This is a genomic window from Nonomuraea monospora, assembly GCF_039531895.1.
Lineage (GTDB): Bacteria > Actinomycetota > Actinomycetes > Streptosporangiales > Streptosporangiaceae > Nonomuraea > Nonomuraea monospora.
Window position 1 is genome coordinate 111,668 of the sequence record NZ_BAAAQX010000041.1, and the last position, 13,235, is coordinate 124,902.

The window sequence follows — 13,235 nt, forward strand, 5'->3', positions numbered from 1 at the left end:
CCCGTCACGCGACCGGCGGCTCGTCGAAGGAGGGCGGCAGCTCGGGTGTGGCGGTGAACTGGGCGGCGGCCACCCGGTAGATCGAGCGGCGGCCGCTGCGCTCCCACACCCGGCGCAGGACGTACACGAGCTTGGGGTTGTGCTCCTCCTCCTCCAGCACCGCCCGGCCGACGGTGGTGTCCCAGTCGTCGTCTCGCTCCTGGTCGGTGGCCCCGGAGAAGAGCCGGTGCAGGGCGTCCAGCTTGGCGCGGCGCGGGAAGTCGCCGCCGGAGAAGACCGTGCCGAGCAGCCCGATCCAGAAGCTGACCACGGCCCGCCGCCGCTCGGCGGCGGGCAGCCGCAGGGCGATCTGCTCCACCGCGTGCAGCGAGGTGATCAGGTGCAGCAGCACGAAGTCGCCGGGGTAGGCCAGGTAGAGCAGGGTGACCGCGTAGTACAGCGGTTCCCAGTCGTCATCGGCCGTCCACGCGGGCGTGTCGTAGAAGAGCGGATGGCCCTCGATCAGCGTGCGGGCGATCCTGAACTGCAGGCCCGAGCGGAGCAGCTCGGGGTGGATCCGGCCGTCCTCGACGGGCGAGGTGTCGGCGAGGATCCGCGCCACCCAGTGGGCCAGCTCGTCGCGCCGCTCGTCCCACTCCCCGGCCACCCGCAACAGCGACTCCACGGGGCTCGTGCCGTCCCCCGACGGCGCGGACGCCCGCTCCGGATGGCAGGTCGCGTACGAGAAGGCCAGGTACGCCAGCCCCTCGACGGTCATCCACCGGTGGCCGGCGTCCAGCGCCCAGCCGAGGTGGATGGTGGCGTGCGTGAACGAGCCGGTCCAGCCGGGCAGCAGCTCCGGCACGTAGCGGCGCAGCAGCTCGTCCAGGCCCAGCTCCCGCTCCCGCCGGTCGAAGAAGTCGCAGTAGGACCAGAAGCTGGTGCGCCGCCCCAGGTGCTCGCGCCAGTTGGCCTCGGTGATGACGTGCTGGTCCGGCTTGGGCGCCTCCAGGGCGGAGCCGTAGGAGGTGAGTTTCGCGTACGCGTCGTAGTAGGCCCTGATCTCGGCGGCCGGGACGCCGAGCCCGGCCAGCGCGACGACGGCGTGCTTGGCGTGGTTGGTCAGATGGCCGTTGAACTCGATGTGGTAGGTGCGGTCGTTCAGTAGTTCGTCGATCACTTCTTCTCTGTCGGGCACTTGCTGATCTCCCTTTGCCGGAGACGGGCCGTTAGGCGGGGCAGGCTGAGCCCCACGAGCACGAGCGCCACGCCGGCGATCCTGATCGGCGCGGGCAGCGTGCGCTGCTGGACGCAGTCGATCACCACGGCGGACAGCACCTGCCCGCTGATCACCAGCACGGACGCGCTCATGGCGCCCAGCCTCGGGAACACGTAGCTGTTGACGGCCACGAACAGCGCGCCGATCACGCCGCCCGCGTAGGCGGCGACGGGCACGTCCGTGAGGTCCGGCCAGACGCGCAGGACGAGCAGGACGGCGCTCAGGAAGACGAAACCCACCACGTGGTTCCACACGGAGGCCCTGAACGCGCCCGCCCGGGTGCTGAGCTGGCCGTTGATGGTACGGCTCGCGCCGATGAGCACGCCGTTGACCAGCGCGAGAAGGACGAAGAAGAGCACGGCGTCACGCCCCGCCGAGCACGATGAGCACGCTGCCGGCGAGCACGCACCCGGCGACCGCCAGGTCCGTGCCCGTGACGGGGCGCTTGGGGGTGCGCAGCAGGCCGAGGTGGTCGGCGGCGGTGCCGAAGACCACCTGGCCGGTGAGCATCAGGGCGATCGTCCCCGCCAGGGCCAGCTCGCTGTTGACGGCGACGGCGGACAGGACGACGACGAGCGCGCCGGGGATGCCGCCCAGGTAGAACCAGAGCGGCGTCCTGCCCGCGTCAGGGACGGGGGCGGGGCGGCGCCGGGCGAACAGCAGCACCAGGGCGAACGCCACCACGGCGCCGACCCCGTGGGCGGCCCACGAGGCGTAGAAGGCGTCGGTGTGGCGGGCCAGCACGGCGTTGGCCTGCGTCATGAGGGTCAGCAGCACGCCGCCCGCGATGGCCAGCAGCCAGTCGAGCGCCCGCCCGCCCGTCACCCCCTCGGCGGCGGGGGGCTGTTGGGAGTCGCGTCCGATCATCCCGCCACCCCCTCGGGCGTGGCGCGGAAGGCGGTGGTGAGCTGGGAGACGACCTCGCCGAAGGATCCGGCGAACCAGGTGGGCGCGGCGGCGGCCAGCTCGTCGCGGCTCTGGACGCCGTACGTGACGGCGACCGAGCGCATGCCCGCGCCGTGGGCCATGTGAATATCGTGCACGGTGTCACCTACTACCACGGCGTCCCCGGCCGCCACCCCCAGGGTCCGCAGCACCAGCTCTCCGGAGTCGGGATGCGGCTTGGGCCTGGCAACCTCGTCCGCGCCCACCACCAGCGCGAACCGCTCGCGCAGCCCGGCCGCCCGCAGCAGCGCGTCGGCGCTGGCGTGGAACTTGCTGGTGGCCACGGCCGAGGTGACGCCCAGGCCGCGCAGCTCGTCCAGACCCTCGACGACCCCCGGGAAGACCAGCTCGGCCGCGCGCGGCAGAATGATCTCCCTGAACAGCCGCTGGTAGTGCCGCACCCCGCCCGTCACCAGCTCGTCATCGGGCGAGACGCCCAGCAGCCCGCCGAAGGCCCGTTCGAGCGGCAGCCCGATCGTCGCGCGGATGGCCGCGGCCTCCGGGGCGGTGACGCCCAGCGCGCCGAACGCGGCGGTGAAGGTCTCCACGATCGCGCGGGGGGAGTCGACGAGGGTGCCGTCGAGGTCGAAGACGGTCAGGTGGCGCATGACATCCTCTCCGGCCGCGGCGGCCGTGGGGTGGGGGAGGGCTGCGAACCTCACCGTAAGCGGCTATTTGCTGTAAATCAAGTGGGTTATAGGGGAAATGCTTGCCGCGCGGGATCCGGTGCGCCCATGGCGCGACGCAAAAACCAACTAAATAAGTAGGTCTTGACGGTTATTGGTGGCTGTGCTGAGCTGAGGGCTGCTGACGGATGGCAGAAAGGCCTCGGCACATGCTTGTGGAGCTCCATGGGATCGGCTCGGACGTCCTGGACGACCCGGTGCGGGCGTCTCTGGCCGGGGCGCACGCGCACCTCGCCGAACGGCGTGGCCGGGTGCTGCGTTACCCCCTCGACGTCTCCCCGTTCCTGTCGATGCCGCCCGACCCGGGCATCGACGACTGGCAGGACGCGGCGGCGCTGGTGGGCGCGGGCGGCGAGGTGCCGCTGACCGGCCCCGCGGCGGTGCCGCCGGCGGGCTGGGCGGAGGCGAGGAACATGCCGGGCGTCCAGCTCACCGGCGAGAACATCTTCGGCGCGCACGACCCCGCCGCCGTACGGCTGGGCGAGGCGGACGTGCCGGAGATGCTCGACCTGGTCCGGCGCACCAAACCGGGCCCGTTCCTGCCGCGCACCGTCGAGCTGGGCGTCTACCTCGGCATCCGGTCCGGCGGCGCGCTGGTGGCGATGGCGGGGGAGCGGCTGCACCCGCCGGGCTGGACCGAGATCAGCGCCGTCTGCACCGATCCCGCCCACCGGGGGCGGGGGCTGGCGACCCGGCTGGTGCTCGCGGTCGCCGCGGGCATCCGGGACCGCGGCGAGACGCCGTTCCTGCACGCCTCCGCCGCCAACACCCACGCGATCAGCCTGTACGAACGGCTCGGCTTCCGCCTGCGCCGCACCACCGAGTTCCGCTCGGTGACAGTCCCGGCGCACGACGAGGGCACGGCAACGGCTCCGGCGCGCGACGAGCACCCGACGAGGGTCCCGGCGCGCGACGAGCGCACGACGAGGGTCCCGGCGAACGGCGAGAGCGCGGCAGCGGTCCCGGCGCGCGGCGAGGGCACGCCATGACGCTGCCCCGGGTCGAGGCCCCCGCCCGCCAGGACGCGGCGCGGCCCCCGGAGGTGGTGACCGCCCGCCGGCCGCTGCGCTGGGTCGCCGCGGCCGCCGTGCTGGTGGTGCTGGCGATGGCCGCCAGCGCCCTGATCACCAACCCCGCCTGGGAGTGGGACGTGGTCGGCCAGTACCTGTTCGCGCCGTCGGTGGTGCGCTCGGTGCTGCTCACGCTGGAGCTGACCGCGCTCGGCATCGGGCTCGGCTTCGCCCTCGGCACGGTGGTGGCGCTGATGCGGTTGTCCCCGAACCGATTATTGTCCTCGGTGGCCTTCGGCTACGTGTGGCTGTTCCGCTCGGTGCCGCTGATCCTGCAACTGCTGTTCTGGTACAACCTGGCGCTGCTCTACCCCCGCCTGTCGGTGGGCGTGCCGTTCGGGCCCGCGTTCTTCGACTTCGGCACCATGGACCTGATCGGGCCGCTGACCGCCGCGGTGCTCGGGCTGGCGCTGCACCAGGCCGCGTACGCCGCCGAGATCGTCCGCGGCGGCCTGCTGTCGGTGGACCACGGCCAGCGCGAGGCCGCCGCCGCCCTGGGGCTGCCGCCGGCGCGGCAGCTCTTCCGCATCGTGCTGCCGCAGGCCATGCGGACGATCGTCCCCAACGCGGGTAACGAGATCATCGGCCTGGTCAAGGGCACCTCGGTGGTCTACATCATGGCGTTGCCCGAGCTGTTCTACCAGGTCCAGGTGATCTACAACCGCAACGGCCGGGTGATGGCGCTGCTGCTGGTGGCGGCCATCTGGTACCTCGTGCTGACGACCGTGCTGTCGGTGGTCCAGCACTACGTGGAACGGCACTACGGCAAGGGGCGGGCATGAGCGCGATGATCGAGCTGCGCGGCGTGCACAAGAGCTTCGGCGCCTTGCACGTGCTGTGCGGCGTGGACCTGGACGTGCCCCGCGGCCAGGTCCTGGTGATCCTCGGCCCGTCGGGGTCGGGCAAGTCCACGCTGCTGCGCACGATCAACCACCTGGAGAAGGTGGACCGCGGCTCCGTCCGGGTGGACGGGCGGCTGCTCGGCTACCGGCAGGCCGACGACCGCCTGTACGAGCTGCCCGAACGCGAGGTGCTGCGGCAGCGCACCCAGATCGGGTTTGTCTTCCAGGCGTTCAACCTCTTCCCCCACCTGACGGTCAGGCAGAACGTCACCGAGGCGCCCCTGTCGGCCCAGCGCCGGCCGCGCGCCGAGGTCGAGCCGCTGGCCGAGCGGCTGCTGGCCCGCGTCGGGCTGGCCGACAAGGCGGACGCCTACCCGCGTACGCTCTCGGGCGGCCAGCAGCAGCGGGTGGCGATCGCGCGGGCGCTGGCCCTGGAGCCCAAGCTGCTGCTGTTCGACGAGCCCACCTCGGCGCTCGACCCGGAGCTGGTGGGCGAGGTGCTGGACGTCGTCAAGGACCTCGCCCGCAGCGGGACCACCATGATCGTGGTCACGCACGAGATCGGCTTCGCCAGGGAGGTGGCCGACACGGTGGCGTTCATGGACGCCGGCCGGATCGTCGAGCTCGGCCCGCCCGCCAAGATCCTCGACGCCCCCGCCCACGAGCGCACCCGCGCTTTCCTCGCCAAGGTCCTCTGACACCCCAAGGACGTAAGACATGCGTGCTCCGACCGCGCGATACCTCGCCGTGCCCGTACTCCTCCTGCTCACCGCCGCCTGCGGCGCCGAACCGGCGCTCGACACCCCCGCCGCCTCCGCCTCCGCTCCCGTGGTCGCGGGCAAGAAGATCAACCTGAGCCCCGACCAGAACCGGATCAGGACGGAGAAGGTCGCGGCCATCGCGGCCAAGGTGCCCAAGGAGGTCGCCGCCGACGGCAAGCTGCTCGTCGGCTTCAGCGCCAGCGGCTCACCGCCGCTGGTCTCCCCGGCCACCGACGACACCACCCTGATCGGCGTCGAGACGGACCTCGCCCAGCTCGTCGCCGACGTGCTCGGCCTGGAGTTCACCCCGCAGTCCAGCTCCTGGGAGAACCTGTTCCTGGCCGCCAAGTCCAGCAAGTACGAGGCCGTCTTCAGCAACGTCACCGTCACCGAGGAACGCAAGGACACCTACGACTTCGCCACCTACCGCATCGACCAGCTCGCCTGGCAGGTGCCCGACAACAGCCCGATCAAGGAGATCAAGGGCCCCGCCGACATCGCCGGGCTGCGCGTGTCGGTCGGCTCGGGCACCAACCAGGAGAAGATCCTGCTCGACTGGGACAGGGAGAACCGCGCCGCCGGCCGCAAGCCGGTCGAGATCCTCTACTACGAGAAGTACGGCGACGTGCTGCTGTCGCTCAAGTCGGGCCGGGTGCAGGCCTACTTCGGCCCCAACCCGAACATCGCCTACAACATCGCGGTCAGCGGCGGCTCCCGCATCGTGGGCACGTTCTCGGGGGCGGGGCCCGGCCTTCAGGGGCTCATCGCCGCCATGACCAAGAAGGGCAACGGCCTGGTCGGGCCGCTCAACGAGGCGCTCAACACCGTCATCGACAACGGCACGTACAAGCAGGTGCTCGAAAGGTGGGGGCTGGCCAACGAGGCGATCCCCGAGTCGCAGGTCAACCCGCCCGGTCTGCCCCGCCAGGAGCCGTCGTGACCGAAGGGCCGGGGTGCACGTCGTCGAAGACGGCGAGGGCGGCGGCGGGGTCCGGGCTGACGAGGCGTTCCAGCCAGGCCGCCGTCATCTTCGCCCATCGGCCGGCCCGTGCCCACATCTGCTCCTCGAAGGCGCGGACGGCCTCGTCCAGGTCGCCGGCGGCGGCGACGGCCTCGGCGAGCTCCGCGCCCTCCAGCATCGCGAGGTTCGCGCCCACCCCCAGCGGCGGCATCAGGTGGGCGGCGTCGCCCAGCAGCGTCACGCCCGGCACGTGGGCCCAGGTGTGGGAGACGGGCAGGACGTGGAGGGGGCGGCGGACGAAGGCGGTGCCGTGGCTGAGAAGCTCGAGCACGGGCGCGGTCCAGCCGTCGAACAGGGCCAGCAGGCTGGACCGCACCGCGTCGGCGTCGGCCGGGTCGAGGTCCGCCTGCCAGTCGAGCGGCGCGCGGAACTGGGCGTAGACCTTGACGTGGCCGCCGCTGTTGCGCTGGGCGACGAGGGCGCGGTCGGGGCCGTACACGGCCACGGAGCCGTCGCCGATCAGCCGGGCCAGCTCCGGGTGGCGGTGGTCGACGTCGTCCAGGGAGGTCTCCACGTACGTGATGCCGGTGTAGTGCGGCGTCACGGGGGAGAGCGCCGGGCGGACCCGTGACCAGGCGCCGTCCGCGCCGACCACGAGGTCGAACGTCTCCTGCCGCCCGTCGGCGAAGCGCACCAGCACACCGTCGCCGGTCCCCGGCACCACCTCCGTGACGCCCTGCCCCCATCGCACATCCATGGAGCCGAGCAGCAGGTCACGCAGTTGCCCCCGATCGATCTCGGGGTTGGCCTGCTCGTCCGGATCGGCGGGCCAGTCGCGCAGGACGGTCCCGTCCACGTCCAGGATGCGCATGGCCTGCCCCTCGGGACGGGACAGCGGCAGGAAGTCCGCCAGCAGCCCCGCCTTGCGCAGGGCGAGCTGGCCCATGCCTTCGTGCAGGTCGAGCGTGCCGCCCGGGGGGCGGGCGTCGCGGGAGGGGTCGCGTTCGAGGATGGTGACGGGGCGGTCGTGACGGTGCATGACGCGCGCGAACGTCAGGCCGGCGGGTCCGGCTCCGACTACGGCTATACGGTGGCTCATGTCGATACACTGTATTTGGCCGATGCGGTGTATCGCAACAGTACGATGCACGCATGACTGTGTGGGACAGGCCGGAGCCACCGAGTCGGCCCGCGCCGCTCGACCGGCAGCGCATCGTCGCCGCCGCCATCGCGCTCGCCGACGAGGGCGGCCTCGAGGCGGTGTCGCTGCGCAAGGTCGCCGCCCGGCTCGACGCCGGCCCGATGCGGCTGTACGGGTACATCTCCACCAAGGAGGAGCTGTTCGACCTCATGGTGGACGAGGTCTACGCCGAGATCCTCCCCGACGAGCAGCCGGGCGACTGGCGGCAGGTGCTGGCCACCCGCGCCCACCGCACCAGGCAGGCCACCCTCCGCCACCAGTGGCTGGCCGACCTGCTCGGCGGCCGGGCCGTCCTGGGGCCCAACGCCCTCGCCGTGACCGAGGCCGACCTGGCCGCCCTCGACGGCCTCGCCGACCTCGACACCGTCATGCGCGCCGTGGAGACCGTCAGCGCCTACGTCATCGGCGCCATCAGGCGCGAGGTCGCGAACCTGCGGGCCGAGCGCGCCACCGGCCTGTCCGAGCGCGACTGGCAGCGCGCCTTCGGCCCGCACGTGAGCAGGATGCTGGCCACCGGCCGCTACCCGGCACTGGCCAGGGCCGTGCACGACGGCACGGACGTGGACGCGGCGACGTCCTTCGCGACCGGGCTCGACTGGGTGCTGGACGCCGTGGCCGCCAAGCTCGCGTGACGCCCGCAAGTCCGCCGGCGGCGGCCCGAAGGCGACGGGGCTGTACGCGGTCGTCGTGGACGGGAAGGCGGGCGACGGCAAACGTCCTGCTGACCCGCATCTGACAATCGTGATCAACGTGTGTCAACCATCACATTGACCCCAAATCGGGTGCGGCGCCTGAGGGCCGGTGGTACTCATGATCCGCAGTACAGGCAAGCGAAAGGATCTTCGTGCGTACACGCAAGCTGGCGACCATCCTCACCGGCGCCGCCCTGGTCTCCGTCACCACCCTGACCGCCGGCGCCACCCCGGTCAGCGCGGCCGGCCCCTGCGGCAGCAGCTACAGCCGGGTCGGCGTCTACAGCATCGGCATCGACAAGTACGGATACCGCACGGGCATCCTGGAGGTGTACTACAGCTCCGCCACCGGCAAGAACTGCGCCCTCACCTACGGCGACGGCCCCTACGCCAACACCACGAGCTGGAAGGGCGTCACGATCTCGCGGGGCGACGGCAGCGGCAAGGACGTCGACGCCGATAACTACAAGTACTACGCCGGGCCGGTGTACGTCTCGGCGCCCGGGCAGTGCATCGACGTCGAGGGCATCTCGCCGTCCTGGACGAGCGTCAAGCTCAACAACGTGCACTGCGGCTGAGCCGTCGGTGACCACGTGGGGCGCCCGGGCTGCCGGGCGCCCCTTCACCCGGCTGTCGCGAGGTATCGGTGGAGCGCCTCCTGCCCGTCCGGAATGAACCGCTGCCGCCCCACGGCTTCGTCCAGCTCCGCGCCCGTCAGCCACCCCACCCAGCCGGCCACCCCTGGATCGGGCGAGACGTCGCCGGTGATGACCGCTTCGTGCACCGCGAGCCAGTACGGACCGATCTCGCCACGGCACAGAAACTTGACCACCGCCCGCACCGGCACCTCGACACCCAGCTCCTCCGCCAGTTCGCGCGCCGCCGCCACCTGGTAGGACTCTCCGACTCCCACCGCCCCGCCGAAGCACACCTCGTGATAGCCGGGATACCGGGACAGCCCCTCGGCCCGCCGGCACACCAGGAATCTGCCCGCCTCGTCGCGGCAGACGGTGGTGGCGATGCGGTGCAGCCAGCCGTGACGGATCGCATCGTTTCGGCTGACAACGCCCAGCACACGGTCCTGATCGTCGACACGTTCCACCAGCTCAGTCATGGCGGCCCCTTCTTCGTGCGACCTTAACTTACTTTGTAAAGGCGCCCGGTTCATGTCGTTCACCTTGCGCAAAGCTGCATGCCATGACGCAGAAATGAAGCAGTCGTGAAAGCGCCCCCCGCAATGCTTGCGCACAACGAGGCCACGTGTGCAAAGTGCTGCGATTTCCCGGCCGCAGGCCGGAAGAAGGGGTCATCCATGCGTTCCTTATTGAGCCGCGGTGCTCTGGCGGCGGGATTGGCGCTGGGCGTGATGCTGCCCGCCCTCCCCGCCCTCGGCATCGTGGGTGGGTCGGCGGCGCCCGCCGACGGTTACGGTTTCGTGGCGGACGTCAGAGTGGGTGACGCGGTGCGCGGTTGTTCCGGCGCGCTGATCGATCCGGAGTGGATAGTGACGGCCAAGTCCTGCTTCGCGGAGGGGAGCGGCCAGGTGGCGGCGGGCCCGCCGTCGCAGGTGACCACGGTGACGGTGGGTCGGGAGGATCTGACGGCGGCCGGCGAGGGGGAGGTGCGCGGGGTCACGCACGTGGTGCCGCATCCGGCGCGTGACCTGCTGCTGGCGAAGCTGGCGGCACCGGTGGTGGAGGTGGCGCCGGTGCGGGTGAGTGCGACCGCGCCGGCGCCGGGGGAGGTGTTGCGGGTCGCGGGTTTCGGGCGGACGGCGACGCGGTGGGTGCCGCATCGGCTGCACACGGCGCCGTTCTCGGTGCAGGCGGTCAGCGCCGGGGCGGTGGAGATCGCCGCCGATCCGTCGGCGCCGGCGAGCATCTGCAAGGGGGACGCGGGCGGGCCGGCGTTGCGCAGTGGGGCGTCGGGCCTGGAGCTGGTGGCGTTGAACAGCACGTCCTGGCAGGCGGGTTGTCTGGAGGCGGACGCGTCGGAGACGCGGACCGGGGCGACGGAGGCGCGGCTGGACGACGTGCGCGACTGGGTGCGGCAGACCGTGCGGGGCGGGGCTTTCGTGCGGTTGCCCACGAGTGCGCAGGTTCTGGACACGCGTTCCGGGCTGGGCGCGACCGCGGGTCCGCGGGGCGCGGGCAGTCTCACCGCGTTCCAGGTGACGGGGGTGGGCGGTGTTCCGGCGAGTGACGTGACGGCGGTGCTGGTGGACGTGACGGCGGTCGCTGGTTCGTCGGCCACGTTCCTGACGTTGCTGCCGGAGGGTGCGCCGCGTCCGGCGTTGTCGATGGTGAACGCGACGGCGAACCAGATCATCTCCAACACCGCGGTGGTGCCCGTGCCGGCCAGCGGGAAGCTGGCGGTTTACAACCATGGTCCCGGTGCGCACGTGACGGTGGACGTGCAGGGTTACTACACGGCTTCGGGCGGCGCGGGGCGGGGCTTCGTGGCGGTCGATCACGCGCGGGTGGTGGACACCCGCAGCGGTCTGGGCGGGGCGGCGGGCACGGTGCCGTCGCGGGGTTCGCGGACGTTCACGCTGACGGGCGGGGCGGTTCCGGCCGGGGCGACGACGGCGTACCTGGATCTGATCGTGGTGGACGCGACGAGGGACGGCTGGGTGGGCGCGTTCCCGCCGGGTGGTGCCAACAACCGCAGTGTCATGGATTACGTGCCGGGGACGACGGCGCATGGTGTGGCGGTGCAGCTCGGCGCGGACGGGCGGGCGACGTTCACGAACAACGGGGCCGCGCCGGTGCACTTCGTGGCGACCGCGCTGGGGTATTTCACGGCGAGCGCGGACAGCGGCGCGAGGTTGCGGACGATGACGGCGGCGCGCCGGTTGGACACGCGGTCGGTGGGGGAGGGTGAGCCTCTGGCGGCGAACGCCACGGTGGACGTGCCGCTCGGGGTGCCCGAGGGCACGCCGGTGGCCGTGAACCTGACGGTGGTGGACAACACGGCGGAGGGGCTGCTCAACGTGTGGCCGGTGGGCGGCACGCCGAGCGCCACGTCGCTGGTGAACTACGCGCCGAAGGGCGGCGGGGATCGTGCGGGGCACAGTGTGGTGAAGGCGGGGGCCGGCGGCAAGGTGCGGATCAAGAACGCCAGTACGGGCACCGCGCATCTGCTGGTGGAGGTGCAGGGCTGGTACGCGGGTGATCTGGTGCCCGCGGGTGGGAACGCGGCCACGGTTCCGGTGCAGGCCAGTGGCGGGTCGGTGGTGGAGGGCTACGGCTATCCGGTGGATCTGTCGCACGAGTTCGCGGGGACGTCCGGTCAGGACGACTGGGGCACGGACGAGGCGGAGGCGCGGAACTTCGAGCTGATCTCCGGCAACGGCGGGATCATCTGGGTGTCGTGCACGGCGTCCACGGAGAACGGCGTCGGCGTGATCAAGGTGTTCCCGGGGCTGCTGAACGGTGACACCGAGGTGGGTGAGCCGCATCTGGGTGTGACGGCGGTGTGTTTCAAGGTGCTCGCGCCGGCGGGTGTGGTGAAGCTGCGGATCCCGAACGTGTACGAGGTGCAGGGTGACGGCCGGTCGCCGGGGGCGGGTCACGACGTGGACGCGACGGTGGTGAACGTGGCGTCGGGGACGGAGCGTACCAAGCGCGTCGAGCGGGATGAGAGCGAGCAGTTCGGGCGTACGGACGTGACGTGCGACGAGAGCCATCCCGATTTCCCGGACAACTGCCGGGAGACCCTGCTGGAGCTGCGGGTCATCAACTGAGTGAGGGATGGGCGGCCGGGCGGACGACGTCCGTCCGGCCGTGCCGTCCTGCCCTGTTCGTGGAGAGGCGTCAGCCGAGAGGGTGAGAGGTGGCTGCGGTGAAGGTGGTGCGCGCGTTATGCGCGGCGGGTGTCGTGGGTGTGGTGTTCTCGTCGCTCCTGGTGGGTGTTCCCGCTGGTGCGGTGGCGCGGGTGGATTTGCCCGCTGGGCCGGCGTGTGAGCGTCAGGTGGTGCTGGACGCGTGGGTCACGGGTGGCGTGAACGTGCGTCCGGCGGCGGAGGACGCGTTGCTGGGGGATGAGGCGGCGATCTGCGCGTTCCTGGCGGATCTGCCGCGGCTGGCGGCGCAGGACGATCGTGAGCAGGTGGGGCGGATCAAGGCGCGTGGCGGCGCGGAGGTGTCGGCGGCGGCCAACGCCGCGTTGACCTCGGACGCTGCCGGGGCTGTGCAGGCGTTTCTGGGCGGGGGCTGGGAGACCGCCAGGGAGATCGATCTGCGGGCGAGTGTGAACGAGATGAAGGCGGCCGGTGGGCCTGAGGTGAAGGCCGCGGCGAACGCGGTGCTGCGTAACGGGACGCGGGAGGCGCTGGGCACGTTCGTCGAGTCGGGGTGGCGGGTGCCGTACCGGCTGGATCTGCGGGCGGTCGTCAACCGGGCGATGGCCGAGGGCGGGCCCGAGGTGCAGGCGGCGGCGAACCGGGCGCTGCAGGACGGCAGCCTGGAGACGCAGGAGCGGTTCGTGCAGATCGACTGGGGTGTGGCGCAGGCCAGGGACAACGAGAACCAGACGCTGAGCGATCTGCGGACGAGCGCCACGGAGGCGACGCGGCGGGCGGCGTTCGAGACGATCGGGGCGGTGGCGCAGGCCGACCGGGCGGAGGCGGAGTCCCTGGCGGCCAAGAACGATGCTGTGGAGGCGGAGCGGCTGGCGGCGCTGGCGGGGCGGGAGTCGGCGGAGGCCAGGCGGCAGGCGCAGCGGGCGGCGGAGGCGGCCGATCGGGCGGCGGCGGCGTCCCGGGTGGCCGGGCAGGCGGCGCGGGCGGCGGCCGAGCCGGTCGGGCCGCGGCCGGGGC

At 72.0% G+C, this 13,235-nt stretch carries 14 protein-coding genes; 8 read left to right on the forward strand and 6 right to left on the reverse strand.

Features of this window, described 5'->3' with window-relative positions; all coding sequences use genetic code 11:
- Nucleotides 1–4: 4 nt before the first annotated feature.
- From ABD331_RS49400 to ABD331_RS49415, 4 genes are read right to left on the reverse strand one after another with little or no spacing between them, the layout of a single operon-like run.
- Nucleotides 5–1,177, reverse strand: coding sequence for a questin oxidase family protein (locus tag ABD331_RS49400; protein WP_344492223.1), 1,173 nt, complete (start codon nt 1,175–1,177; stop codon nt 5–7).
- On the reverse strand, nt 1,156–1,617 hold the full coding sequence (locus ABD331_RS49405; protein ID WP_344492226.1) for a DMT family transporter: 462 nt from the start codon (nt 1,615–1,617) through the stop codon (nt 1,156–1,158). The genes ABD331_RS49400 and ABD331_RS49405 overlap by 22 nt, the downstream gene beginning before the upstream one ends.
- A 4-nt stretch (nt 1,618–1,621) precedes the next feature.
- Entirely contained in the window at nt 1,622–2,125 is a 504-nt protein-coding gene (locus ABD331_RS49410; RefSeq protein WP_344492229.1) for a DMT family transporter, read from the reverse strand.
- The gene (locus ABD331_RS49415; RefSeq protein WP_344492232.1) at nt 2,122–2,811 is read right to left on the reverse strand and encodes an HAD family hydrolase; all 690 of its coding nucleotides are present in this window, start codon (nt 2,809–2,811) and stop codon (nt 2,122–2,124) included. The genes ABD331_RS49410 and ABD331_RS49415 overlap by 4 nt, the downstream gene beginning before the upstream one ends.
- Before the next feature lie 227 nt (nt 2,812–3,038).
- On the opposite strand from ABD331_RS49415, the gene ABD331_RS49420 reads away from it, so the two are divergent.
- The 4 genes from ABD331_RS49420 to ABD331_RS49435 are packed head-to-tail and all read left to right on the forward strand — an operon-like array spanning nt 3,039 to nt 6,502.
- On the forward strand, nt 3,039–3,878 hold the full coding sequence (locus ABD331_RS49420) for a GNAT family N-acetyltransferase (RefSeq protein WP_344492235.1): 840 nt from the start codon (nt 3,039–3,041) through the stop codon (nt 3,876–3,878).
- Nucleotides 3,875–4,741 (forward strand): amino acid ABC transporter permease, encoded by an 867-nt coding sequence (locus ABD331_RS49425; RefSeq protein WP_344492238.1) that lies wholly within the window; start codon nt 3,875–3,877, stop codon nt 4,739–4,741. Before ABD331_RS49420 ends, ABD331_RS49425 begins: the two co-directional genes overlap by 4 nt.
- Nucleotides 4,738–5,499 (forward strand): amino acid ABC transporter ATP-binding protein, encoded by a 762-nt coding sequence (locus ABD331_RS49430; RefSeq protein ID WP_344492242.1) that lies wholly within the window; start codon nt 4,738–4,740, stop codon nt 5,497–5,499. The genes ABD331_RS49425 and ABD331_RS49430 overlap by 4 nt, the downstream gene beginning before the upstream one ends.
- Before the next feature lie 19 nt (nt 5,500–5,518).
- Complete coding sequence (locus tag ABD331_RS49435) at nt 5,519–6,502, forward strand: ABC transporter substrate-binding protein (RefSeq protein ID WP_344492245.1); 984 nt, start codon at nt 5,519–5,521, stop codon at nt 6,500–6,502.
- Here ABD331_RS49435 and ABD331_RS49440 read toward each other — a convergent pair.
- Nucleotides 6,465–7,622 carry an FAD-dependent oxidoreductase gene (locus tag ABD331_RS49440; protein ID WP_344492248.1) on the reverse strand — a complete coding sequence of 386 codons (1,158 nt, stop codon included), beginning with the start codon at nt 7,620–7,622 and terminating at the stop codon, nt 6,465–6,467. The two genes, ABD331_RS49435 and ABD331_RS49440, sit on opposite strands and share 38 nt — an antisense overlap.
- A gap of 53 nt (nt 7,623–7,675) precedes the next feature.
- Between ABD331_RS49440 and ABD331_RS49445 the strand changes: the two genes are divergently transcribed.
- The gene (locus ABD331_RS49445; protein ID WP_344492250.1) at nt 7,676–8,356 is read left to right on the forward strand and encodes a TetR/AcrR family transcriptional regulator; all 681 of its coding nucleotides are present in this window, start codon (nt 7,676–7,678) and stop codon (nt 8,354–8,356) included.
- A gap of 212 nt (nt 8,357–8,568) precedes the next feature.
- Complete coding sequence (locus tag ABD331_RS49450) at nt 8,569–8,994, forward strand: hypothetical protein (RefSeq protein ID WP_344492253.1); 426 nt, start codon at nt 8,569–8,571, stop codon at nt 8,992–8,994.
- Nucleotides 8,995–9,038: 44 nt separating this feature from the next.
- On the opposite strand, the gene ABD331_RS49455 is transcribed toward ABD331_RS49450, so the two are convergent.
- Nucleotides 9,039–9,530 carry an NUDIX hydrolase gene (locus ABD331_RS49455; protein WP_344492258.1) on the reverse strand — a complete coding sequence of 164 codons (492 nt, stop codon included), beginning with the start codon at nt 9,528–9,530 and terminating at the stop codon, nt 9,039–9,041.
- A gap of 198 nt (nt 9,531–9,728) precedes the next feature.
- Between ABD331_RS49455 and ABD331_RS49460 the strand changes: the two genes are divergently transcribed.
- Both ABD331_RS49460 and ABD331_RS49465 read left to right on the forward strand, forming a co-directional pair.
- Entirely contained in the window at nt 9,729–12,161 is a 2,433-nt protein-coding gene (locus ABD331_RS49460; protein ID WP_344492261.1) for a trypsin-like serine protease, read from the forward strand.
- Between the two features lie 98 nt (nt 12,162–12,259).
- On the forward strand, nt 12,260–13,235 hold a 976-nt coding region (locus ABD331_RS49465), incomplete at its 3' end, for an ALF repeat-containing protein (RefSeq protein ID WP_344492264.1).

What these genes read in the sequence shown, in the direction of transcription:
- ABD331_RS49410 (WP_344492229.1), bottom strand. Translation starts at nt 2,125, where the DNA reads ATGATCGGACGCGACTCCCAACAGCCCCCCGCCGCCGAGGGGGTGACG.
- ABD331_RS49415 (WP_344492232.1), bottom strand. Translation starts at nt 2,811, where the DNA reads ATGCGCCACCTGACCGTCTTCGACCTCGACGGCACCCTCGTCGACTCC.
- ABD331_RS49420 (WP_344492235.1), top strand. Translation starts at nt 3,039, where the DNA reads ATGCTTGTGGAGCTCCATGGGATCGGCTCGGACGTCCTGGACGACCCG.
- ABD331_RS49425 (WP_344492238.1), top strand. Translation starts at nt 3,875, where the DNA reads ATGACGCTGCCCCGGGTCGAGGCCCCCGCCCGCCAGGACGCGGCGCGG.
- ABD331_RS49430 (WP_344492242.1), top strand. Translation starts at nt 4,738, where the DNA reads ATGAGCGCGATGATCGAGCTGCGCGGCGTGCACAAGAGCTTCGGCGCC.
- ABD331_RS49435 (WP_344492245.1), top strand. Translation starts at nt 5,519, where the DNA reads ATGCGTGCTCCGACCGCGCGATACCTCGCCGTGCCCGTACTCCTCCTG.
- ABD331_RS49440 (WP_344492248.1), bottom strand. Translation starts at nt 7,622, where the DNA reads ATGAGCCACCGTATAGCCGTAGTCGGAGCCGGACCCGCCGGCCTGACG.
- ABD331_RS49445 (WP_344492250.1), top strand. Translation starts at nt 7,676, where the DNA reads ATGACTGTGTGGGACAGGCCGGAGCCACCGAGTCGGCCCGCGCCGCTC.
- ABD331_RS49455 (WP_344492258.1), bottom strand. Translation starts at nt 9,530, where the DNA reads ATGACTGAGCTGGTGGAACGTGTCGACGATCAGGACCGTGTGCTGGGC.
- ABD331_RS49460 (WP_344492261.1), top strand. Translation starts at nt 9,729, where the DNA reads ATGCGTTCCTTATTGAGCCGCGGTGCTCTGGCGGCGGGATTGGCGCTG.